Raw genomic sequence first — 20,134 nt, 5'->3', positions numbered from 1 at the left:
CCCCTTTTCGTGGAGCAAACATGACCGTGCCAGTATCCCCGCTCACGTCCGCCTTGGCCCAAATGCAGTCCATGGCGACCCAGGCGGCCGGCGGCCCCACCGCAGCCGACGAAAAGGCGGGCGCGGCCACGGCAGGCGGGTTCGCGGCGGCGCTCAAGTCGTCGCTCGACCAGATCAGCGACGCCCAGCAGAAGGCCGTTGGCGAGTCGCAGGCGTTCGAGCTCGGCGCGAACAACGTGTCGCTCAACGACGTGATGGTCGACATGCAGAAAGCCAACATCGGCTTCCAGTTCGGATTGCAGGTGCGCAACAAGCTCGTGGCCGCCTACACCGACATCATGCAGATCCAGGTGTGACGGTGCCCGAGGCCTTTGCCCAGTCAACGCGCTAAAGCTTCCTCCCCTACGTTCCGATAACCCGGCTAGAAGAGTCCGTCGCTCGTGCCTGCGCAGCGCGCCGGACGACCGCATTCAAGCCAAACGTATCAAGGAGAAGCGCCGATGTTTTCCCCTGCCCAATCTGGAGCTAACGCCTATGCACGCGTGGGCGTCGAAACAGGGGTCATGGGTGCGAGCCCGCACAAGCTGATCTCGCTCCTGTATCAGGGAGCGCGGCAAGCGATCGCGCAGGCACGTATGCATTTGCAGGCCGGCAACGTCGGCCCGCGTTGCGAGGCGATCGCCAAGGCGATCCGGATTGTCGAGAGCGGACTTCAGCTCGCGTTGAACGTCGAGGCGGGCGGCGAGATCGCTCAACGCCTGAACTCGCTGTACAGCTACATGACGAAGCGCCTGCTGGAAGCCAATATCAAACAGAGCGAGACCATGCTGGTCGAGGTCGACGGACTGCTGGCTACGCTCGAAGAAGCCTGGTTGGGGATAGCGCCGGAAGTGGCGAGGATGATGGCTGAACAGTCATCCGCGTCATCGCACGGCTCATTGATGAGATGAGTTCAAAAGCAGACTACTTCGCCCGCTACGAAGCGATAGCGGCCGTGTCGGGGCAGATGCTCCACGCGGCGCGCGATGCGCACTGGAACGATCTGATCGGCTTGCAGGAGGAGTACCGGATCCTCGTCGATGCCTTGAAGGACGCCGAAGCCGCGGTACGGCTCACGGTTTCCGAGCGGGCGCGCAAGTACGAGCTGATCCGCCAGATCCTCGCCGACGACGCCGCCATTCGCGATCTCGCAAGCCCTTGCATGGCGCGGCTTTCGGCGCTCTTTTACGGCACCGTGCAGCCCGCGCTGGTCTTGCAGGAAATCTACGGAGCCCGCTAGCGCGGCGCGTGGCGCCTCGCGAGGCGACGGCGCATCACGCCCCATGAAACGGCAGCTCAGCGCTGTGCGCAGATCCGGAACACCATGAACGGAATCGACACCGGAGCCGCCGCGCTCCTCGCGAGCCGCATCGCGGCGCTCACGCCAGTCGGCCCGCAGGGCGGATCTGGCGCGGCGCAAACGGGCGTCTCCGCGCTCGCGACGGGCACCGCCGCGCTCGCCGACACCGCAGCCAGCACCAGCAGCACGCAGGACTCCGCGCAGACCGTGCTTTCGGCGGTTGCGCTGGCGCTCGACGCCATCATCCGCTCGGGCGGTGAAGCGACGCCCGCCGTGGTGGGCAGCGCACCGCTCTGGGCCAGCCCCGATGCCGACGCGGCGTCCGGCGGCGCGCTCTCTTCGCCGCTGCCAGGACTCGCTGGCGAAGAGGCGCAGGCGGTGCAAGCCGCGTTGCTCGCGGACGTGGCGCTCGCAGCCGAGGGTCTGGCCGGCGACGCGCTGGCCGGGACCGCAACCTCTACGCAGGCGGCGTCCTCGCAAAACCCGCAAGCCGGACAAACCACCCAAACCAGCCAAACCGCGCAAACCGCAGCCGCCGCACAAGCCGGCCCCATCGCCGCGCTCGCCGCGTCCCTCGCGCAGACCGTGAGCACGAGCGGACTCTTCTACGAGGCACACCTCGCCCAATGGTTGCGCGGCCAGCTCTCGCCCGCCGAACTCGCCGACGAGCCGCAGAACCGCCTGCTCGGCGCCCACTCGCAACTGCCGCTCGACTGGAGCCTCGACGCAGACGACATCGACGACGTGCAATGGACGGAAACGTTCTCCGACGCGCCGGGCGGCGCACGCGCAGACGCGGGCAATGCTTCGAATGCTGCAAGCGCGGCCAATGCCGCACTTGCGCGGGCGTTCCCCGCGCTGGCGGATCCGCACGGCGAAGCGGCCACGGCTCAGACCCAGGCGCGCGCGGCGCTTGCCGACACCCTGCTGCCCGCCATGCACGACGCCGCGGCGCAGGCCGCCGGCCCGTCGGTCCATCCGGCTGTGATTCCGCTCGTTCGCCAGCAGCTCGATCTGCTCGCGACCGGCGAGTTTCGCTGGAATGGCGAGGCCTGGCCGGGCGTGCGGGTGGACTGGAGCATTCAGCAAGACGATTACGATGCCCGCGACGCGCGCTCGGGCGCATCCGGTGCGGACGCCGAAGACATTCCATGGCGCACGCGCCTCACGCTTGCGCTGCCGAAGCTCGGCACCGTCGACGCGGAACTCACGCTCACGGGCTCGACGCTCGCCGTGCGCGTGCAGGCGAGCGCGGGCGGCGCTGCGCGCCTGACCGCGCAAAGCGAGTCGCTGCGCGGGCGGCTCGAAGCGCTCGGGCTCACGCTCGCCGGGCTTTCGATCCGCGAGATCGGCAGCGGCGCGGCGGCAAGTCCGGCCGAGGCGGCGAGAGCCGCGAGCGCCTACGCCGCGCAAAACAGCTCAGCCGCATCGACCACGCACACCGCACAGGCTGGCGCCGCGCCGGATGCGTCCGCCGCGCGAACGAGCGCCGACGCGAGCGATCAGCAGAACCACCGCCTGGACCACGACTGGGAGTTGTGATGAGGCGCACGCACCGCATGAGCGCCGCCGCGCTCGCCTACGACGCTCCCGAAGCCGACGGCGCGCCGCGCGTGGTCGCCAAGGGCTACGGCCTCGTCGCGGAGATGATCGTGCAACGCGCGAAGGAAGCGGGCCTGTACGTGCACGAAGCGCCGGAGATGGTCTCGCTGCTCATGCGCGTGGACCTCGACGCGAAGATCCCGCCGCAGCTTTACCAGGCGGTGGCCGAACTGCTAGCCTGGTTGCACCGCCTCGAAGCGGACAACGACGCGAAAGCCAAAGAGGCCGCGCAAGCGCAAAGCGACACGGCGGCGGACGCCGCAGCCGGCAGCCCCACGCGTGACATCAGCGACGTGCGCCGGGTCGGCGGCACCCGCGATGGCCGACCCGCGCTGCCGTTCAACCCTTCAACATCAACTTGATCAACAAGGCGAAGCGCTTGCCGTAGGGCGGCGCGATGAGCCCGCGCGCGTTCAGCCGCGCCTGGGTGAAGACGGGCTTCATCTTCGAGAACGTGACGAAGCCCTCGTAGCCGTGATACGCACCCATGCCGCTCGCGCCAACGCCGCCGAACGGCAGTCCTTCGGCGGCGATGTGCATGAGCGTCTCGTTCACCGACATCCCGCCCGCGACCGTTTCGCGCGTCACGCGCTCGACCGTGCGCGGGTCGTCGGCATAGAGGTAGAGCGAGAGCGGGCGAGGGCGCGCGTTCACGTAGCGCAACGCCTCGTCGAGCGTGTCGTAGGGCACGAGCGGCAGGAGCGGCCCGAAGATTTCCTCCTGCATGAGCGTCGTTTGCGCACCAGCGTTCGTCACGATGACGGGCGCAAAGCGCCGCGTGGCGGCGTCGTGCGTGCCGAGCGCGTGCAGTTGCGCGCCGCTGGCCTGCGCTTCATCGGCGAGACGTTGCAGACGCTCGAAGTGGCGCGCCGAGATGATCGACGTGTAGTCGCGGTTGCTCGCGAAGTCCGGGTAGAGCTGGGCGAAGCGCGTGCGAGCGCGAGCGATGAACGCCTCCTCCTTGCCGCGCGGCAGCAGCACGTAGTCGGGCGCGATGCAGGTTTGCCCCGCGTTCAGTGTCTTGCCGAGCAGCAGACTGTCCACGGCGTAGTTCAGGCGCGCCGCCTCGCCGATGATCACGGGCGACTTGCCGCCCAGTTCGAGCGTGACCGGCGTGAGGTTCGCGGCAGCCGCGCGCATGACCTCGTGCCCCACGCGCGTCGAGCCGGTGAAGAGCAAATGGTCGAACGGCAGCGCGCTGAAGGCGGCGCCGACCGCCGCGTCGCCGTTCACGACCGCCACGTGGTCGCGGGCGAAAGTCTTGTCGATCAGTGCCTCGAAGAGCGCAGACGTGCGCGGCGTGAGCTCCGACATCTTGATCATCACGCGGTTGCCCGCCGCGAGCGCGCAGACGAGCGGACTCGCGGCGAGCAGCAGCGGGTAGTTCCACGGCACGACGATGCCCGTCACGCCAAGCGGCTGCGGCACCACCTTCGCGCGGCCCGGCAGCAGCCATTTGCCCACCGGTCGGCGCCGTGGCTTCATCCAGCGCGCGCCGTGCCTGAGTGCCGCATCGATCTCCTGCTTGAGGACGACGAATTCCGCGAGCGCGACCTCCGCCTTCGAGCGCTGGCCGAAGTCGGCGTTCATCGCCTCGGCGAGCGCGTCGCGGTGCGAGAACAGCACGTCGCGCAGCGCCTTGAGATGGCGCGCGCGTGCATCCCAGGACGGGAAGGGGTCACGCAGGAAGGCTTCGCGCTGCGCGGCGACGAGGGCATCGAGCGCGGCGCGCGGGTCTTCGGGCGCGTCGTGCGCATCTCGGGTGAAGTCTTCGGGCAGGTCCTGCTTCATGGTCGGTCCTCGCGGGGCTCGCTCGCTACGGCGCGCGTGCGAACGGAAAAATCGGGTCATGCAATCGGGTCACACTGAGCGCGACGCAAACGCCCGCTCGACGATCGCGGCGTGATCGAAACGCGCGGGCAGCGTGCCGAAGACGCGGTCGCAGTCGGCGTCGTGCTCGTCGAGACGCGTGGCGATGAACGCTTGCGCCACTTCCGGCGGCCCGTCGCGCAGCAGCATCGCCTGCGCGATCAGCACGATTTGCTGCGCGATGCGCCGCGCGCTCGCCTCGCGCGTGCCCGGCGCGCCGTTGAGCAGCACCGAAAGTCGGTCGAGCGCGGCGTTCAGCACCGGGTGAGTCTGCGCGTCGCGGCGCCACGCGAGAAAGAGCGCCTGGGCGGCGTCGGCCTCGCGCTCCAGCGCGCGCAGAACGTCGAGGCACATCACGTTGCCCGAGCCTTCCCAGATCGAGTTGACGGGCGCCTCGCGGTAAAAGCGCGCCATCGGCCCTTCCTCGACGTAGCCGTTGCCGCCCCATACCTCCATGGCCTCGCCCGTGAACGCGAGCGCGCGCTTGCAGACCCAGAACTTTGCCGCCGGCGTGACGATGCGCCGCCAGGCGCGCGCTTCGAGCGACTTGTCATCCGTATCGCCGGGTTTCGCGTCGGCGCTGTCTTCGAATGCGCGCGCAAGGCGCATGAAGAGTGCCGTCGCCGCTTCCGATTCGAGCGCGAGATCGGCGAGCACGTTTTGCATGAGCGGCTGCTCGGCAAGCACGCGGCCGAACGCGCTGCGGTGGCGCGCATGGTGAATCGCCTGCACGAGCGCCGCACGCATGAGCGCCGCGCTGCCGATCACGCAGTCGAGCCGCGTGTAATTCGCCATCTCGATGATGGTCGACACGCCGCGCCCTTCGTCGCCGATCATTACGCCGTACGCGTCGAAGAATTCCACTTCGCTGCTCGCATTCGAGCGGTTGCCGAGCTTGTTCTTCAGGCGCTGCACATTGACCGCGTTTTTCGTGCCGTCCGGCCGGAAGCGCGGCACGAAGAAGCATGAGAGTCCATCGTGCTCCGTGGTGCGCGTGAGCACGAGATGCGCGTCGCACTGCGGCGCCGAGAAAAACCACTTGTGGCCGGTGAGCAGATACGCCGCGCCGCGTCCCGTTTCGACGCCCGCTGGGCGCGCCTCGGTCCGGTTGCTGCGCACGTCCGAGCCGCCTTGCTTCTCCGTCATGCCCATGCCGATCATCATCGAGCGCTTTTGCGCGAGCGGCAGGTCGCGTGCGTCGTGCTCGCGCGTGTAGAGCGGGGCGCGCAGCGTTTCGAACAGCGCCGGTTCGCGCTGCAGCACGGCAATGCTCGCGAACGTCATGGTGAGCGGGCAAAGCGACCCCGATTCGAGCTGTGCATGCAGGAAGTAGCCTGCGCAACGCGCGGCCATCGCGCCGGGCTGCGGGTCCGAGTACGGCAGCGCGTGCAGCCCTTGCTCGCGCAGCAGCGCCAGCAGTTCGTGCCAGGCGGGGTGGAATTCGATCGCGTCGATACGCTCGCCGCGCGGGCTGTGCGTATGCAGTTCGGGCTCGTGGCGGTTGGCGAGGTCGGCGAGCGCAAGCGTTTCGGCTTTGCCGAGCGCTTCGCCATGGCGCGTGAGCGTTTCGCGGTGCCAGTCGGCGCCCGCGCGCGCGAGGGCCTCGCCCAGCGCGGCGTCGGTGGTGAAGAGGTTGTAGCCGGCGAGCGGCGGGGCCTGGTTCGTGACTTCGTGGGTCGTGCCGGGGCGATGCGTGACTTCCGTCGGGTTCATCTGCCTGTCTCCGATGCAAGGCGGCTGCTGCGGGCGCGGCGTGCTTCACGCGCGGCCGTTCGTGTTGTGTTCGCTGTCGTGACGGGGAGGCGTGCGCAACGGCCGCTCCATGTGAAGCGTCCGTGAGGTGAGTGATTCTTGTGCGCTCCAGCGCTCCCTGTGCTGCCTTCGTTACCTGCTGGAACCTTTCGGGTTTCAGCTCGGGCGGCTGAACCGCCTTCCATCATAGGCGGCGATCCGCCGTCAGGTTTAGAGGGGACGCTCTGACATAAAAGCTGACCTCGGAATCAGACGCTTCCTACAATGCCCCATTGAAGCCGAAAACGAACGAGCGTGCAAATAGCGCGCCACCATGCTTTGCATGCGGCTGCTTTGCATGGGGCCGGAGTCAGCGCTAAAGCGCTAACTCCGGCCGACAGGAGAGACGATGCAATACGACTACATCATCGTAGGCGGCGGATCGGGCGGCGCGTCGCTGGCGGGCCGGCTGGCCGATCGTTGCCCGCAGGCGAGCATCGCGCTCGTCGAAGCCGGGCCGCACACGGCGCGCAATCCGTTCGTCAACATGCCGCTCGGCGTCGCCGCGCTCGTCCCGTTTCGCACGAAAAACAACTATGCCTATGAAACTGTGCCGCAGCCGGGACTCGCCGGACGGCGCGGTTACCAGCCACGCGGCCGAGGCTTCGGCGGCTCGAGCGCCATCAACGCGATGATCTACACGCGCGGCCATCCGCTCGATTACGACGAATGGGCGCAGCTTGGCTGCACGGGCTGGGCGTGGCGCGACGTGCTGCCGTACTTCCTGCGCGCCGAGGACAACGAGCGCGGCGCGAGCGCCTTGCATGGCACGGGCGGCCCGCTAGGCGTGGCCGACCTGCGCGAGCGCAATCCGGTGGCCTCGCGCTTTGTCGAGGCCGCGCGCGAGGCGGGCTTTCGGCGCAACGACGACTTCAATGGTGAGGAACAGGAGGTCGTCGGCTTCTATCAGGTGACGCAGCGCGGCGGCGAACGCTGTACGGTGGCGCGCGTATCTGTATGCGCGCGAGCGCCCGAACCTGCATTTGATCGCCAACGCGACGGTCCTGCGCGTGACCTTCGACGGCGCGCGCGCGAGCGGCGTGGAGCTCGCGCGCGGCGGCGCGATCGAGACACTGCAGGCGCGCGCCGAGGTGATCCTCGCGGCCGGCGCGTTCAACTCGCCGCAAGTGCTCATGTGCTCAGGCATCGGCCCCGCCGACGAATTGCGCGCACTCGGCATTGCGGTGCGCCACGACGCGCCCGAAGTCGGCCGCAATCTGATCGACCATATCGATTTCACCTTCAACAAGCGCGTGCATTCGAGCGAGACCGTGGGCTACTCGCTGCGCGGCGCGGTGCGCATGACCGCGGGCTTCGTGCGTTATCTGCGCGGTCGGCGCGGCATGCTCACGACCAACGTGGCGGAGGCGGGCGGCTTTCTGAAGAGCCGCCCTGAACTCGACCGGCCCGACCTGCAGCTGCACTTTTGCACGGCGCTCGTCGACGATCACAGCCGCCGTCTGCATTGGGGCCACGGCTATTCGCTGCACGTCTGCGTGCTGCGCCCGGCAAGCCGCGGCACGCTCACGCTCGCGAGCGCCGACGCGCGCGTGGCGCCCGTGATCGACCCGCGCTTTCTCTCCGATACGCGCGATCTCGACGCGCTCGCGCAGGGCGCCCGCCTCGCGCGGCGCATACTCGACGCGCCCGCGCTCGCGCAATTGGGCGGCCGCGAACTCTACACGCATGGCGAGCAGAGCGACGCGCAATTGCGCGAGACGATCGCCCGCCATGCCGATACGATCTATCACCCCGCCGCGACCTGCCGCATGGGCGGCGACGCGCGCTCCGTCGTCGATCCGCAATTGCGCGTGCGCGGCGTGACGGGCCTGCGCATTGCCGACGCCTCGGTCATGCCGACACTCATCGGCGGCAACACGAATGCGCCGAGCGTGATGATCGGCGAGCGTGCGGCAGACTTCATCGCACAAACAAGATCCGCGCGCGATACGGTGCTTCAGCGCGTCGACGCCTGACGCGCGATTTCGGCTTTTCCTACTTCATTGCGTGTGCTCGTCGCGGGCTTGCTCGTGAGGCGCACCGTCGTCTCGTTGCAACCGCAGCATCGCTGCAGCGTCGCGACTAATCCGAGTTTTCGGGGCTTTTCGTCAAACAATGTGCGGTTTGCCGTACGCGTGCTTTTTCGAGATTTCGGACTCCCTATAATCGCGCTCGCATTTGGGCGTGTCAGGTGGCGCGTCCGCGAACTGGAGGGTCCGCCTCGATGAGCATCAATGTCTTTCAATTGCTGGAAACCGTTCTGAGCGACAGCGTCGTCAAGACGATGGCAACGCGTTACGGGCTCACGTCCGACTTCACGCGCAAGGTCGCTGGCGCCGCGGCACCCGCCATCATGGCCGCCATCATGAATCGCGGCACCACGCCCGAAGGCGCTCGCAGCCTCTTTTCCACCATCATGTCGTCCGACGCCAATCCGCTGATCGGCAAGCAACTGCCCGAACTGCTCATGAGCACGGCGGGTCTGGGCCAGCTCGAAGCCACCGGCCGCGAACTGCTCCAGAAGGCGACCGGCGCGAATGTCGGCGCGCTCGCCGACGCGCTCGCCGCGCAAACGGGTGCGCCGCAGTCCACGGCCTTTTCGCTCGCCGGCGTGGTTGGCGCGGCCATCATCGGGATTCTCAAGCAGCACTTCACGGCTTCCCAGGGCTTCGTCGGACAACTGCCGACGCTGCTTGGCCATCAGCTCCCGTCAGTCAACGCGAGCCTGACCGACCATCTCGCGAGCGCCATTGGCCTTGGCAGCGCCGCCGCGTTCGCGGGCTCGATCATGAGCCGCCTGAAGGATGTCGCCGCGCATCTCGATCATCCGCAGCCCGTGGTGCGTCCGGTGCCGGCCTCGGTGCCGCTGCAGACCGTGGCCGGGTCCACGCCGCCCATCGCCGGGGAGAAGCGCGGCCATCACTGGCTCTGGTGGCTGCTCGCCGCGCTTGCGCTGATCGTCGCGTTCTTTGCGCTGCGCTCGTGCCAGCACGATGAAGCGGCGACGCAGAACGCCGAGCAGCCCGCTTCGGCCAGCACGATGGCGCCGGGTGCGGTCGCCGCATCGGATGCTGCGCAGGCGGATAGCGCTTCGGCGCCTGCGGCCGCCTCCGGCGCGCTTGCTTCTGGCGCTGTCGTATCTGGCACGGTCGCAGCCGCGAGCGACGCCGCTCCGGCGCCGACCCAGGACACGCATCTGTCGTTCACGGTCGACAAGTCCGGTGTGCCGACGATCACGGCGACGGTGGGCACCCAAGCCGAGAACACGCAACTCATCGACGCCCTCACAAAGCAGTTCGGCGACGGCAAGTTCACGGCCAACGTGAACGTCGACGCAGCGACGAAGCCCGCCGAGTGGCTCGCGCACCTCGACGGCCTGCTGCCACTCATGGCGCTGCCCGGTGCGGAAGTGAAGATCGACGGCACCCACGTCGAATTGAGCGGCGCGGCCGCCGACGCGAAGGCAGGCTGGCTCGACAAGCTCAAGACGTTGTTCGGCTCGGGTTTCGACATCGGCGTGTTCAATGCGCAGAAGGCTGTGGCCGATGCGACGCAGTCATTCCGCGACGCCGTGAAGGGCCTGTTCGCCACGGATAGCTCGTGCGCGGGCGCCGATGTGGCGAAGGTGCTCAACCTGCAGGTCGTGAACTTCAAGACGGGTAGCTCGATCGTGCCGGCCTCCGCAGCCGACGATCTGCGCCAGTCGGCGCGTGCGCTGATCGCGTGCTCGAAGCGCGGCCAGCCGGTCTCGCTCGAAGTGGCGGGCTACTCGGACAACGTGGGCGACAAGGCCGCGAACCTGGCGCTGTCGAAGCAGCGGGCGTTCGCGGTGCGCACCTACCTCGCGTCGCAAGGCGTGTCGCTTGGCAGGCTCGCGGCACAAGGCTATGGCGACGCGAATCCGGTGGATAGCAACGACACCGAGAGCGGCCGCTTCCGCAACCGCCGCATCGAGTTCGTCGCGAAGTAGTCTGAAGTACTGATTACGCGGCGCATTCCAGCAGTGCGAGAAGCCGTCCGGCGCGAGCCGGGCGGCTTTTTTCATGGCGCATCGCTTCAGCCCGGCTTGCCCGGTTGCTTCTCCATTCCCGGTGGATGCACGAAGTCATCGAGAAACGTGAACGGCTTGCCATACTCCGCGCGCGCAACATCGAGCCAGGCGCGCGCCGCGTGCGAGAGATAGCCGCTGCGCTTCCAGCCGATCGCCATGTCCCAGGTGATCTGCGGCTCGCTCACGGGCAGGCAGGTGAAGCGCTCGGCGTCGAGCCGGCGCACATAGGGCGCGGGGAGGAGCGCAATGCCCACGCCCGCGAGCACGAGCGCCGCCATCAGGTCCCAGTGGCCGCTGCGCCCCACGATCTGCGGCACGAAGCCGGCCGTGCGGCACGCGCCCAGCACGACGTCGTTGAGCGCGAGGCTTTCGCCATAGAACACGAAGGGCTCGCCGGCCAGCTCCGCGAGCGGCACGGCGAGCTTGTTGTCCCAGCGCGAGCCGCGCCTCGCGACGAGCCACAGCAGCTCGTGCGAGATCGGCAAGACGTCGATGAGCGCGGGATCGACGGGCAGCAACACGCCGCCCAGCTCCAGCTCGCCCGAGATCAGCGCGGCTTCGATGGCGCGCGAGCCCTGCTCGAATAGCTTTAGCTCGATCTTCGGATAGCGCTGGCGGAACGTGGCGATGGCGGGCGTGAAGAGCGAGCCGCCCATCGGCGGAATGCCGATGGTGAGTTCGCCGCGCCCGAACGTGCCGAGATCGGCGAGTTCGGCTTGTAGCTGCGCCTGGGCTGCGAGCACGTCCTGGCCGCGCTGGTACACGATGCGCCCGGCGTCGGTGAGCACCATCTGGCGCGCGTCGCGCAGCAAGAGCTGAGTGCCGGTTTCGTCCTCTAGCGCCTTCACCATCTTGCTGATGGTCGGCTGCGTGACGTGCAGTTTTTCGGCCGCGGCGGTGAAGCTCTGTTGCCGCACCACCTCGATGAAATAGCGAAGCGCGCGCAGTTCCACGTTCGGGACTCCACAAATGTGCAGGAAGCACGCTCAGCGGGGTGCTGAGTTGGTGCATTCCAATATGGAATGTAACAGATGATTCTAAGTCATTATGTTTATGCTGCGCTGCACCCTATACTGACTTCCATTCCAGTGTCACTTAGGGTTTGCCATGACTGCCTCGACCACGACCGCGAAAGTCTCTGAAAGCGCCACGCGCAACGTGGGCGGCGTGGCGAGCCTCGTACGCCGCATCGGCCGCATTGCCGTGCAATCGGCGCTGCTCGCGCTCGTCTGGTACGCCGCCGACGCCCTCACGCGCGTCACGCACCTGCCGGTGCCGGGCGGTGTTGTCGGCCTCGTGTTGCTGCTCGCGCTGCTCTTTTGCGGCGGCGTCACGCCGCGCTGGGTGAAGGCGGGCGCCGACTGGCTGCTCTCCGACATGCTGCTGTTCTTCATCCCTGCGGCCGTGGCGGCCGTGAAATATGGCGGCCTGTTTCGCGCCGACGGCTGGCGCCTCGCGCTCGTCGTGGTCGGCGGCACGCTGATGGTGATGGTGGCCGTGGCGTTCGCGGTCGAACAGGCCGCCAGGCTCGAGCGGCGTCTCGCGCTGCGGCGCGTGCGTGATTCCCGGCACTCGCGCCATCTGGCGCGGGCTTGAGGCGGCAACGTCCTGAATAGAGAGAGGGGGAACCCGTCATGAACACGTTTTATGCGTCCCTGTTCGCCGACGACGCAGCGCGGCTCATCGCCGCCGGCTGTTTCATCCTCACCGTCGCGCTCTATTTCGCCTCGAAGGCGCTCTATGCGCGCTTTCGCTTGCCGTGGCTCACGCCGCTCGTCGCGGTGCCCGCAGTGCTGGGTGTGTTTGTGCTCGTGCTCCATATTCCGTACCCCGTCTACTTCCAGGACACGCGCTGGCTCATGTGGCTGCTCGGCCCGGCCACGGTGGCCTTCGCGGTGCCGATCTACGAATACCGCGATCTGCTCAAGCGCCACTGGATCTCGCTCACCGTGGGCGTGACGGTCGGCATCATCGTGGCGGTGGGCGGCTCGCTCGCCCTGGCCAAGCTGTTGCACCTTTCGCCCGATCTGCAGCGCAGCCTGATGACGCGCTCGATCTCCACGCCGTTCGCGCTCGCGGTTTCGGACAAGATCCACGCGCCGCGCGACCTCACCGCGCTCTTCGTGATCGCCACGGGCGTGTGCGGCATGCTGTTCGGCGAACTGGTGCTCGGCCTCGTGCCGCTGCGCACGCGGCTTGCGCGCGGCGCGCTCTTTGGCGCGGCGGCGCATGGCGTCGGCACGGCAAAGGCGCGGGAGCTGGGCAGCGAAGAGGGTGTGGTGGCGAGCCTCACAATGATGATCGCGGGCGTGGTCATGGTGCTGCTCGCACCGGCGCTGGGATTCCTGCCGGTTTGAACCGGGGCGCGTCGCTCGGCGCGCGGTCGCCCGGTGTGCAGGCGGACTTTATCAGGATGGGCCTTTTCCAGACGCGGGTAGGATTCGCCGCGTTGTCGTGTAAGCCGCTCTCGGATGCGGCTTACAGGCGTTGTCGGTCACCCTCATCCTGTTCCATGCAACCCATCACCATCATCGTCGCGTGCCACAACGGCGCGGCCACGCTTGCCCGCGCGCTCGACAGCTGTGTTGCGCAGCCCGAAGCGGAACGTATTCTCGTCGTCGACGACGGCTCGACCGACGCCTCCGCTAACGTCGCGCGCATCTACGCGCTGCGCGAACCGCGCGTGCGGCTCGTGCAGATGTCCGACTCGGGCGGTGCGGCCCGCGCACGCAACTGGGGCGCGCTGCAGGCGGCCACGCCGTACGTCGCGTTCCTCGACGCCGGCGACGAGTACTTGCCTCACGCGCTCGCCGCCGCGCACGCGCATCTGGAGCGGCATCCGCACGAAGCGGCGATTCGGCTCGACGTCGACTATGCCGGCTTTCCGGACCGGCTCGCCGCGCACCCCGACTTCGCCAGGCATACCGAAGCGATCAGCAACACGGTGGCGAGCAGTCTCGTGATCCGGCGCGGCGCCTTTCTCGCGCTGGGCGGCTTTCCCATGGACGAAACTTTTCGCCGGTACGGCGGCGAAGAGGGTGCGCTCGCGTGGGCGCTGAACGAGGCCTTCGGGCAGCGCCGCCTGATCGACGCGAAGCGGGTGCGTCTGCACTATCGCGCGGGCACGCCCGCGGAACGCCATCTGAGCGTTCAGCTGGGCTTGAGCGAAGTGCAGGCGGCCCTGCAAAGCGAAACGCTGCGCGCCGCGCGAGCCTTCCTCGCCACGGCGATGGCGAGCGTGCAGCAGACGCGCGGGCTCGGCTTGCGGGGCGCAGGCCATTGAGGCGGGCGCGGCACCCGGTCCTTCGCGCAGCCGCCATCCAACCGGCCGTCTCAATTTGCTACAATCACGCCTCGTCTTCGAGGAGCGTTGCGACGGGTTCGCGGTTTGACACTGCGTGACCCGCCAGGCTCGAAGGCGCTCAATACGGTCGATTCGAGGGCGCGATGCCGCGAAGTCACCGCACTGAAAAACGGCGCTCACGTCTTTAATTTCTAGTCACTTTTAGAAAGGAGGGCGTGATGAACGCCGCAGTTCCGCAAGATCAAGCCAAAGATTTCGTCGTCGCCGACATGTCGCTCGCCGCATGGGGCCGCAAGGAACTCGATATCGCCGAGACCGAAATGCCGGGCCTCGTGCAAACCCGCGAAGAGTACAAGGCGCAGCAGCCGCTCAAGGGCGCGCGCATCGCAGGTTCCCTGCATATGACCATCCAGACGGGCGTGCTGATCGAAACGCTGACGGCGCTCGGCGCCGACGTGCGCTGGGCCTCGTGCAACATCTTCTCGACGCAGGACCACGCTGCCGCAGCCATCGCGCAGGGCGGCACGCCGGTGTTCGCGTTCAAGGGCGAATCGCTCGACGAATACTGGGAGTTCTCGCACCGCATTTTCGAATGGCCGAACGGCGAGTTCGCCAACATGATTCTCGACGACGGCGGCGACGCAACGCTCTTGCTGATCCTCGGCTCGAAGGCTGAAAAGGACCGCTCGGTCATCGCCAAGCCGACGAACGAAGAAGAAGTCGCGCTGTACAAGTCGATTGCCGCGCACCTCGACATCGACCCGACGTGGTACTCGAAGCGCCTCGCACACATCCAGGGCGTGACCGAAGAAACCACGACGGGCGTGCACCGCCTGTACCAGATGGAGAAGGAAGGCCGTCTGCCGTTCCCGGCCATCAACGTCAACGACTCGGTCACGAAGTCGAAGTTCGACAACCTGTACGGCTGCCGCGAGTCGCTCGTGGACGGCATCAAGCGCGCGACCGACGTCATGATCGCGGGCAAGATCGCCGTCGTGGCCGGTTACGGCGACGTGGGCAAGGGCTGCGCGCAATCGCTGCGCGGTCTGGGCGCGACCGTGTGGGTCACGGAAATCGATCCGATCTGCGCGCTGCAAGCCGCGATGGAAGGCTACCGCGTCGTGACGATGGAATACGCCGCCGACAAGGCCGACATCTTCGTGACGGCCACCGGCAACTACCATGTGATCAACCACGACCACATGAAGGCGATGCGCCACAACGCGATCGTCTGCAACATCGGCCACTTCGACTCGGAAATCGACGTGGCTTCCACGCGCCAGTACCAGTGGGACAACATCAAGCCGCAAGTCGACCACATCATTTTCCCGGACGGCAAGCGCGTGATCCTGCTGGCCGAAGGTCGTCTCGTGAACCTCGGCTGCGCCACGGGCCACCCGTCGTTCGTGATGTCGAATTCGTTCACGAACCAGACGCTCGCACAGATCGAATTGTTCACGCAGGGCGAGAAGTACGAGAACAAGGTGTACGTGCTGCCGAAGCACCTGGACGAAAAGGTTGCGCGCCTGCACCTCGCGCGCATCGGCGCGAACCTCTCCGTGCTGTCCGACGACCAGGCTTCGTACATCGGCGTCGACAAGAACGGTCCGTTCAAGCCGAACCACTACCGTTACTGATGGATACAACGCGGCTTGAAGTTTTAAGCCGCGTTTAAGTGGTCAAGCGGATGCTGACCCCGATCCCCGCACGCGCAACGTGCTGGGACCGCGGGCGGCATCCGCCGCCGGCACCTGGCGATACAAAAGCAACGACGCAAAAGGAGTCCTTATGACCGTGCTGCTGACCTGGCTGATCAACGCGCTCGCGCTTCTGATCATCACCTGGCTCGTTCCGTCGATCCATATTCGCAGTTTCGGCACCGCGCTCATCGTCGCGATCGTGCTCGGCCTCATCAACGCCGTGCTGCGCCCGCTGCTGATCGTACTCACGCTGCCCGTGACGATCCTCACGCTCGGCCTGTTCATCCTCGTGGTGAACGCGTTGTGTTTCTGGCTGGCGGCGTCGCTCCTCAAGGGCTTCGAGGTGTCGGGCTTCTGGTCGGCATTTTTCGGCTCGATCCTGTACAGCATCGTCTCGTGGCTGCTTTCCGCGCTGATTTTCGGCAACCGCAGCCTCGGCTGACGCGGGCCTCGGCCGCTCACGTATGCGGCCTGGCCTCACTGGCCTCATCAACATGAAACCGATCGAACTCTCATTCGAATTCTTCCCGCCGAAGACGCCGGACGGCGTGGAAAAGCTGCGCGCCACGCGCGCCCAGCTCGCCACGCTCAAGCCGAAGTTCGTCTCGGTGACGTTCGGCGCGGGCGGCTCGACGCAACAGGGCACGCTCGACACCGTCGTCGATATCGCGAAGGAAGGCGTCGAGGCGGCGCCGCACCTCTCGTGCATCGGCTCCTCGAAAGAGAGCCTGCGCGCGATTCTCGGCGAGTATCGCTCGCACGGCATCCGCCACATCGTAGCGCTGCGCGGCGACCTGCCCTCGGGCATGGGGGCGGTTGGCGAGCTGCGCTATGCGTCGGAACTCGTCGCCTTCATCCGCGAGGAAACCGGCGACGCGTTCCATATCGAAGTGGCCGGCTATCCCGAGTACCACCCGCAGGCGCGCTCGCCGCGCCACGACCTCGAAGCGTTCGCGCAAAAGGTGAAGGCGGGTGCCAATTCGGCGATCACGCAGTACTTCTTCAACGCGGACGCGTATTTCCGCTTTGTCGACGACGCGAAGAAGCTGGGCGTGGATATTCCCATCGTGCCCGGCATCATGCCGATCACGAACTACTCGCAGCTCATGCGCTTTTCGGAGATGTGCGGCGCCGAAGTGCCGCGCTGGGTCGCGAAGCGTCTGGAAAGCTTTGGCGACGATCGTGAGTCGATTCGCGCCTTCGGGCTCGACGTGGTGACGGACCTGTGCCGCCGTCTCGTGGAGGCGGGCGTGCCGGGTATCCACTTCTACACGCTCAACGCGGCGCCGGCCACGAAAGCGATCTGCGAGCGGCTCGGGTTCTAAGGCGCTCATTCGCGACAAGCCCGGCGGCAACAAACCGCGCGGTTCCCGGATTCCGGGGCCGCGCGGTTTTCTTTTGGGGAAGGCGATCCGCGTGACGTGCATCAGGAACGCAGGGCCGCCTTGGCGCGCGCGTCAATCCGGCGCGCTATTGTCGTATTCCGGCGCAATAAAAAGGGGCAAAGCTGCGCTGCACCGCACCATGCGGCAACAAGCGATCCTGTCAACCCGGCGTTTTCCACAGGCGGCGGGACTTTTGGCTTGCTTGTGACTGCGGCACGTGCTCAAGTAAGATCACGCCACGCTGGCGCAAGCTGGCATTGAACTGGAGGAAACATGAAAGAAAACAAACTGTTGCGTGCTGCACGAATGACGTCTCTCGTGGCGCTCGCAGCGGCATCGATTGCTGGAGCCCCGCTCGCGCACGCCGCGCAAAGCATTCCGAACAAGACGCTCGTCTACTGCTCGGAAGGCAGCCCCGCTGGCTTCGACCCCGCCCAATACACCACGGGTGTCGACTTCACCGCGAACACGTTCACCGTGTACAACCGCCTCGTCGAATTCGAGCGCGGCGGCACCAAGGTCGAACCGGGCCTCGCAGAGTCGTGGGATGTTTCCCCGGACGGCAAGACCTACACGTTCCATCTGCGTCATGGCGTGAAGTTCCAGACCACCTCGTTCTTCAAGCCCTCGCGCGAATTCAACGCCGACGACGTCGTGTTCACGTTCGACCGCATGCTCGACGCGAACAACGCGTTCCGCAAGGCGTATCCGGTGTCGTTCCCGTACTTCACGGACATGGGCCTCGACAAGCTGATCGCCAAGGTCGAAAAGGTCGATCCGTACACGGTCAAGTTCACGCTGAACGAGCCGAACGCGCCGTTCATCCAGAACATGGCGATGGAATTCGCCTCGATCCTCTCGGCTGAATACGCGGACCAGCTGATGAAGGCCGGCAAGGCCGCCGACATCAACCAGTTCCCGGTCGGCACGGGTCCGTTCATCTTCAAGAGCTACACGAAGGACGCGACCATCCGTTTCGACGGCAATCCTGACTACTGGAAGCCGGGCGCCGTGAAGATCTCGAAGCTGATCTTCTCGATCACGCCGGACGCGAGCGTGCGCGTGCAGAAGATCAAGCGCGACGAATGCCAGGTGATGAGCTATCCGCGTCCCGCCGACATCGCGCCGCTGAAGGCCGAGGCGAACATCGCGATGCCGTCGCAGCCGGGCTTCAACCTGGGCTATCTGTCGTACAACGTCACGCACAAGCCGCTCGACAACGCGGACGTGCGCCACGCGCTCGACATGGCAATCAACAAGAAGGCGATTATCGACTCGGTGTACCAGGGCGCGGGCCAGCTCGCAACCAACCCGATGCCGCCCACTCAGTGGTCCTACGTCAAGAACCTCGCGGCCAATGCGTACGACCCGACGAAGGCCAAGGCGCTGCTCGCCAAGGCTGGCCTCTCGAACGGTTTCGAGATCACGCTGTGGGCCATGCCGGTGCAGCGCGCCTACAACCCGAACGCGCGTCTGATGGCCGAAATGATCCAGGCCGACTGGGCCAAGGTCGGCGTGAAGGCGAAGATCGTCACGTATGAGTGGGGCGAGTACATCAAGCGCGCGCACGCCGGCGAGGACGACTCGATGCTGATCGGCTGGACGGGCGACAACGGCGACCCCGACAACTGGCTCGGCACGCTGCTCGGCTGCGAAGCCGTGAACGGCAACAACTTCGGCAAGTGGTGCTACAAGCCCTTCGACGATCTCGTCCAGAAGGGCCGCCAGACCTCCGACGTGGCGCAGCGCACCAAGTTCTACCAGGACGCGCAGCACATTTTCGCGCAGCAACTGCCGTTCTCGCCGATCGCTCACTCGACCGTCTATCAGCCGGTCAGCAAGAAGGTGATCGATATGCGCATCGAACCGCTCGGCTACGCGCGCTTCGACGGCGTCGGCATGCAGTAATGTTTATCGCGAGTTTATCGAGTAGTTTTCGCCCAGCTTTCACCTGATCGGAAAGCGGGCGAAATATGGTCCGGCGACCGGGGTCACGAGCCCCTGTCGCCGGTTGCGTTTCATTTCAAGCTTTTGGGGGAACACCACATGTTCCGCTTCGTATTGCGCCGCATCGGCATGGTCATACCCACGTTCATCGGTATCACCATTCTTGCGTTCGCACTCATCCACCTGATTCCGGGCGACCCCATCGAAGTGATGATGGGCGAGCGCGGCGTCGATCCGCAAATGCACGCCGAGGCGATGCACCGCCTGGGACTCGACGAGCCCCTGCCGATGCAGTATCTCCACTACGTCTGGCACGCCATTCACGGCAACCTCGGGACCTCGATCATCACCAACACGAGCGTGATGGGCGAGTTTCTCGCGCGCTTTCCCGCCACTGTCGAGCTTTCGATCTGCGCGCTCATTTTCGCGCTCGCGATCGGCTTGCCCGCCGGCGTGTTCGCGGCACTGCGGCGCGGCACCGTCGTCGATCACGGCGTGATGGGCACCGCGCTCACCGGCTACTCCATGCCGATCTTCTGGTGGGGGCTCATCCTCATCATGGTGTTCTCGTCGAAGCTCGGCTGGACGCCTGTGTCGGGCCGCATCGCCGTGGAATTCGACATTCCGCACGTGACCGGCTTCATGTTGATCGACTCGCTCCTGCCCGGCACCGACGAAGGCTCGTTCAGGTCGGTTCTGAGCCACCTGATCCTGCCGGCCATCGTGCTCGGCACGATTCCGCTCGCCGTGATCGCGCGCATGACGCGCTCGTCGATGCTCGAAGTCCTGCGCGAGGACTATATCCGCACCGCGCGCGCCAAGGGTCTTTCGCCCCTGCGGGTGATCGTCGTGCACGCGCTGCGCAACGCGCTCATTCCGGTGGTGACCGTGATCGGTCTGCAGGTCGGCACACTGCTTGCGGGCGCGGTGCTCACCGAAACGTTGTTCTCCTGGCCGGGCATCGGCAAATGGCTGATCGACGCGATCAGCCGACGCGACTACCCGGTGGTGCAAGGCGGCATTCTCATGATCGCGACGCTCGTGATCGTCGTGAACCTGTTCGTCGATCTGCTGTACGGCGTGCTCAACCCGCGCATTCGACATACGAGGTAAGCGAGCCATGAAAATCCGAACCCCACAACACGA

General features: G+C 66.4%; 17 protein-coding genes, 1 pseudogene and 1 riboswitch. Of the genes and pseudogenes, 15 read left to right on the top strand and 3 right to left on the bottom strand.

The window, feature by feature from the left end:
- The first annotated feature begins 20 nt into the window (after positions 1 to 20).
- The 5 genes from fliE (at position 21) to JMY28_RS31355 (ending at position 3,303) form a co-directional block, all read left to right on the top strand.
- Positions 21 to 356, top strand: a complete 336-nt coding sequence (fliE, locus tag JMY28_RS31375) for a flagellar hook-basal body complex protein FliE (protein ID WP_201699806.1) — start codon at positions 21 to 23, stop codon at positions 354 to 356.
- A 144-nt stretch (positions 357 to 500) separates the two neighbouring features.
- A complete protein-coding gene (fliS, locus tag JMY28_RS31370) occupies positions 501 to 950 on the top strand; it encodes a flagellar export chaperone FliS (RefSeq protein WP_201699805.1) in 450 nt (149 codons plus the stop codon).
- Complete coding sequence (locus JMY28_RS31365) at positions 947 to 1,279, top strand: flagellar protein FliT (RefSeq protein ID WP_201699804.1); 333 nt, start codon at positions 947 to 949, stop codon at positions 1,277 to 1,279. The genes fliS and JMY28_RS31365 overlap by 4 nt, the downstream gene beginning before the upstream one ends.
- An 84-nt stretch (positions 1,280 to 1,363) precedes the next feature.
- Entirely contained in the window at positions 1,364 to 2,881 is a 1,518-nt protein-coding gene (fliK, locus tag JMY28_RS31360) for a flagellar hook-length control protein FliK (protein ID WP_201699803.1), read from the top strand.
- Positions 2,881 to 3,303, top strand: a complete 423-nt coding sequence (locus tag JMY28_RS31355) for an EscU/YscU/HrcU family type III secretion system export apparatus switch protein (RefSeq protein WP_201699802.1) — start codon at positions 2,881 to 2,883, stop codon at positions 3,301 to 3,303. Before fliK ends, JMY28_RS31355 begins: the two co-directional genes overlap by 1 nt.
- Here JMY28_RS31355 and JMY28_RS31350 read toward each other — a convergent pair.
- Both JMY28_RS31350 and JMY28_RS31345 read right to left on the bottom strand, forming a co-directional pair.
- Positions 3,281 to 4,732 carry a coniferyl aldehyde dehydrogenase gene (locus JMY28_RS31350; RefSeq protein ID WP_201699801.1) on the bottom strand — a complete coding sequence of 484 codons (1,452 nt, stop codon included), beginning with the start codon at positions 4,730 to 4,732 and terminating at the stop codon, positions 3,281 to 3,283. The genes JMY28_RS31355 and JMY28_RS31350 overlap by 23 nt on opposite strands.
- Positions 4,733 to 4,801: 69 nt before the next feature.
- Positions 4,802 to 6,523, bottom strand: coding sequence for an isovaleryl-CoA dehydrogenase (locus JMY28_RS31345; protein ID WP_201699800.1), 1,722 nt, complete (start codon positions 6,521 to 6,523; stop codon positions 4,802 to 4,804).
- Positions 6,524 to 6,950: 427 nt separating this feature from the next.
- Here JMY28_RS31345 and JMY28_RS31340 point away from each other — a divergent pair.
- Positions 6,951 to 8,577 (top strand): annotated as a pseudogene (locus tag JMY28_RS31340) (GMC family oxidoreductase).
- Between the two features lie 248 nt (positions 8,578 to 8,825).
- Complete coding sequence (locus JMY28_RS31335) at positions 8,826 to 10,571, top strand: OmpA family protein (protein WP_201699799.1); 1,746 nt, start codon at positions 8,826 to 8,828, stop codon at positions 10,569 to 10,571.
- Between the two features lie 86 nt (positions 10,572 to 10,657).
- On the opposite strand, the gene JMY28_RS31330 is transcribed toward JMY28_RS31335, so the two are convergent.
- On the bottom strand, positions 10,658 to 11,605 hold the full coding sequence (locus tag JMY28_RS31330; RefSeq protein WP_201699798.1) for a LysR family transcriptional regulator: 948 nt from the start codon (positions 11,603 to 11,605) through the stop codon (positions 10,658 to 10,660).
- Between the two features lie 154 nt (positions 11,606 to 11,759).
- Here JMY28_RS31330 and JMY28_RS31325 point away from each other — a divergent pair, with 154 nt between their 5' ends.
- From JMY28_RS31325 to JMY28_RS31290, 8 genes are all read left to right on the top strand, one after another.
- Positions 11,760 to 12,248, top strand: coding sequence for a CidA/LrgA family protein (locus JMY28_RS31325; protein ID WP_201699797.1), 489 nt, complete (start codon positions 11,760 to 11,762; stop codon positions 12,246 to 12,248).
- A gap of 38 nt (positions 12,249 to 12,286) precedes the next feature.
- The gene (locus JMY28_RS31320) at positions 12,287 to 13,009 is read left to right on the top strand and encodes an LrgB family protein (RefSeq protein ID WP_201699796.1); all 723 of its coding nucleotides are present in this window, start codon (positions 12,287 to 12,289) and stop codon (positions 13,007 to 13,009) included.
- Positions 13,010 to 13,164: 155 nt separating this feature from the next.
- Positions 13,165 to 13,935, top strand: a complete 771-nt coding sequence (locus JMY28_RS31315) for a glycosyltransferase family 2 protein (RefSeq protein WP_201699795.1) — start codon at positions 13,165 to 13,167, stop codon at positions 13,933 to 13,935.
- Between the two features lie 73 nt (positions 13,936 to 14,008).
- A riboswitch (S-adenosyl-L-homocysteine riboswitch) is annotated at positions 14,009 to 14,141 on the top strand.
- Between the two features lie 33 nt (positions 14,142 to 14,174).
- Positions 14,175 to 15,593 carry an adenosylhomocysteinase gene (gene ahcY, locus JMY28_RS31310; RefSeq protein ID WP_201699794.1) on the top strand — a complete coding sequence of 473 codons (1,419 nt, stop codon included), beginning with the start codon at positions 14,175 to 14,177 and terminating at the stop codon, positions 15,591 to 15,593.
- A 151-nt stretch (positions 15,594 to 15,744) separates the two neighbouring features.
- Entirely contained in the window at positions 15,745 to 16,098 is a 354-nt protein-coding gene (locus JMY28_RS31305) for a phage holin family protein (protein WP_028203399.1), read from the top strand.
- A 52-nt stretch (positions 16,099 to 16,150) separates the two neighbouring features.
- Entirely contained in the window at positions 16,151 to 16,981 is an 831-nt protein-coding gene (gene metF / locus JMY28_RS31300) for a methylenetetrahydrofolate reductase [NAD(P)H] (RefSeq protein ID WP_201699793.1), read from the top strand.
- A 333-nt stretch (positions 16,982 to 17,314) separates the two neighbouring features.
- Complete coding sequence (locus JMY28_RS31295; RefSeq protein ID WP_201699792.1) at positions 17,315 to 18,949, top strand: ABC transporter substrate-binding protein; 1,635 nt, start codon at positions 17,315 to 17,317, stop codon at positions 18,947 to 18,949.
- A 138-nt stretch (positions 18,950 to 19,087) separates the two neighbouring features.
- Entirely contained in the window at positions 19,088 to 20,101 is a 1,014-nt protein-coding gene (locus JMY28_RS31290) for an ABC transporter permease subunit (protein ID WP_201699791.1), read from the top strand.
- Positions 20,102 to 20,134 lie beyond the last annotated feature (33 nt).

The sequence above is a fragment of the Paraburkholderia hiiakae genome (assembly GCF_904848665.1).
Classification (GTDB): domain Bacteria; phylum Pseudomonadota; class Gammaproteobacteria; order Burkholderiales; family Burkholderiaceae; genus Paraburkholderia; species Paraburkholderia hiiakae.
The sequence above is the reverse complement of the archived record's forward strand: the minus strand, read 5'-3'. Positions and strand labels throughout refer to the sequence as shown.

Bases quoted from the DNA above. Each gene is read 5' to 3' on its own strand.
- fliE (WP_201699806.1), top strand. From the start codon at position 21: ATGACCGTGCCAGTATCCCCGCTCACGTCCGCCTTGGCCCAAATGCAG.
- fliS (WP_201699805.1), top strand. From the start codon at position 501: ATGTTTTCCCCTGCCCAATCTGGAGCTAACGCCTATGCACGCGTGGGC.
- JMY28_RS31365 (WP_201699804.1), top strand. From the start codon at position 947: ATGAGTTCAAAAGCAGACTACTTCGCCCGCTACGAAGCGATAGCGGCC.
- fliK (WP_201699803.1), top strand. From the start codon at position 1,364: ATGAACGGAATCGACACCGGAGCCGCCGCGCTCCTCGCGAGCCGCATC.
- JMY28_RS31355 (WP_201699802.1), top strand. From the start codon at position 2,881: ATGAGGCGCACGCACCGCATGAGCGCCGCCGCGCTCGCCTACGACGCT.
- JMY28_RS31350 (WP_201699801.1), bottom strand. From the start codon at position 4,732: ATGAAGCAGGACCTGCCCGAAGACTTCACCCGAGATGCGCACGACGCG.
- JMY28_RS31345 (WP_201699800.1), bottom strand. From the start codon at position 6,523: ATGAACCCGACGGAAGTCACGCATCGCCCCGGCACGACCCACGAAGTC.
- JMY28_RS31335 (WP_201699799.1), top strand. From the start codon at position 8,826: ATGAGCATCAATGTCTTTCAATTGCTGGAAACCGTTCTGAGCGACAGC.
- JMY28_RS31325 (WP_201699797.1), top strand. From the start codon at position 11,760: ATGACTGCCTCGACCACGACCGCGAAAGTCTCTGAAAGCGCCACGCGC.
- JMY28_RS31320 (WP_201699796.1), top strand. From the start codon at position 12,287: ATGAACACGTTTTATGCGTCCCTGTTCGCCGACGACGCAGCGCGGCTC.
- JMY28_RS31315 (WP_201699795.1), top strand. From the start codon at position 13,165: ATGCAACCCATCACCATCATCGTCGCGTGCCACAACGGCGCGGCCACG.
- ahcY (WP_201699794.1), top strand. From the start codon at position 14,175: ATGAACGCCGCAGTTCCGCAAGATCAAGCCAAAGATTTCGTCGTCGCC.
- JMY28_RS31305 (WP_028203399.1), top strand. From the start codon at position 15,745: ATGACCGTGCTGCTGACCTGGCTGATCAACGCGCTCGCGCTTCTGATC.
- metF (WP_201699793.1), top strand. From the start codon at position 16,151: ATGAAACCGATCGAACTCTCATTCGAATTCTTCCCGCCGAAGACGCCG.
- JMY28_RS31295 (WP_201699792.1), top strand. From the start codon at position 17,315: ATGAAAGAAAACAAACTGTTGCGTGCTGCACGAATGACGTCTCTCGTG.
- JMY28_RS31290 (WP_201699791.1), top strand. From the start codon at position 19,088: ATGTTCCGCTTCGTATTGCGCCGCATCGGCATGGTCATACCCACGTTC.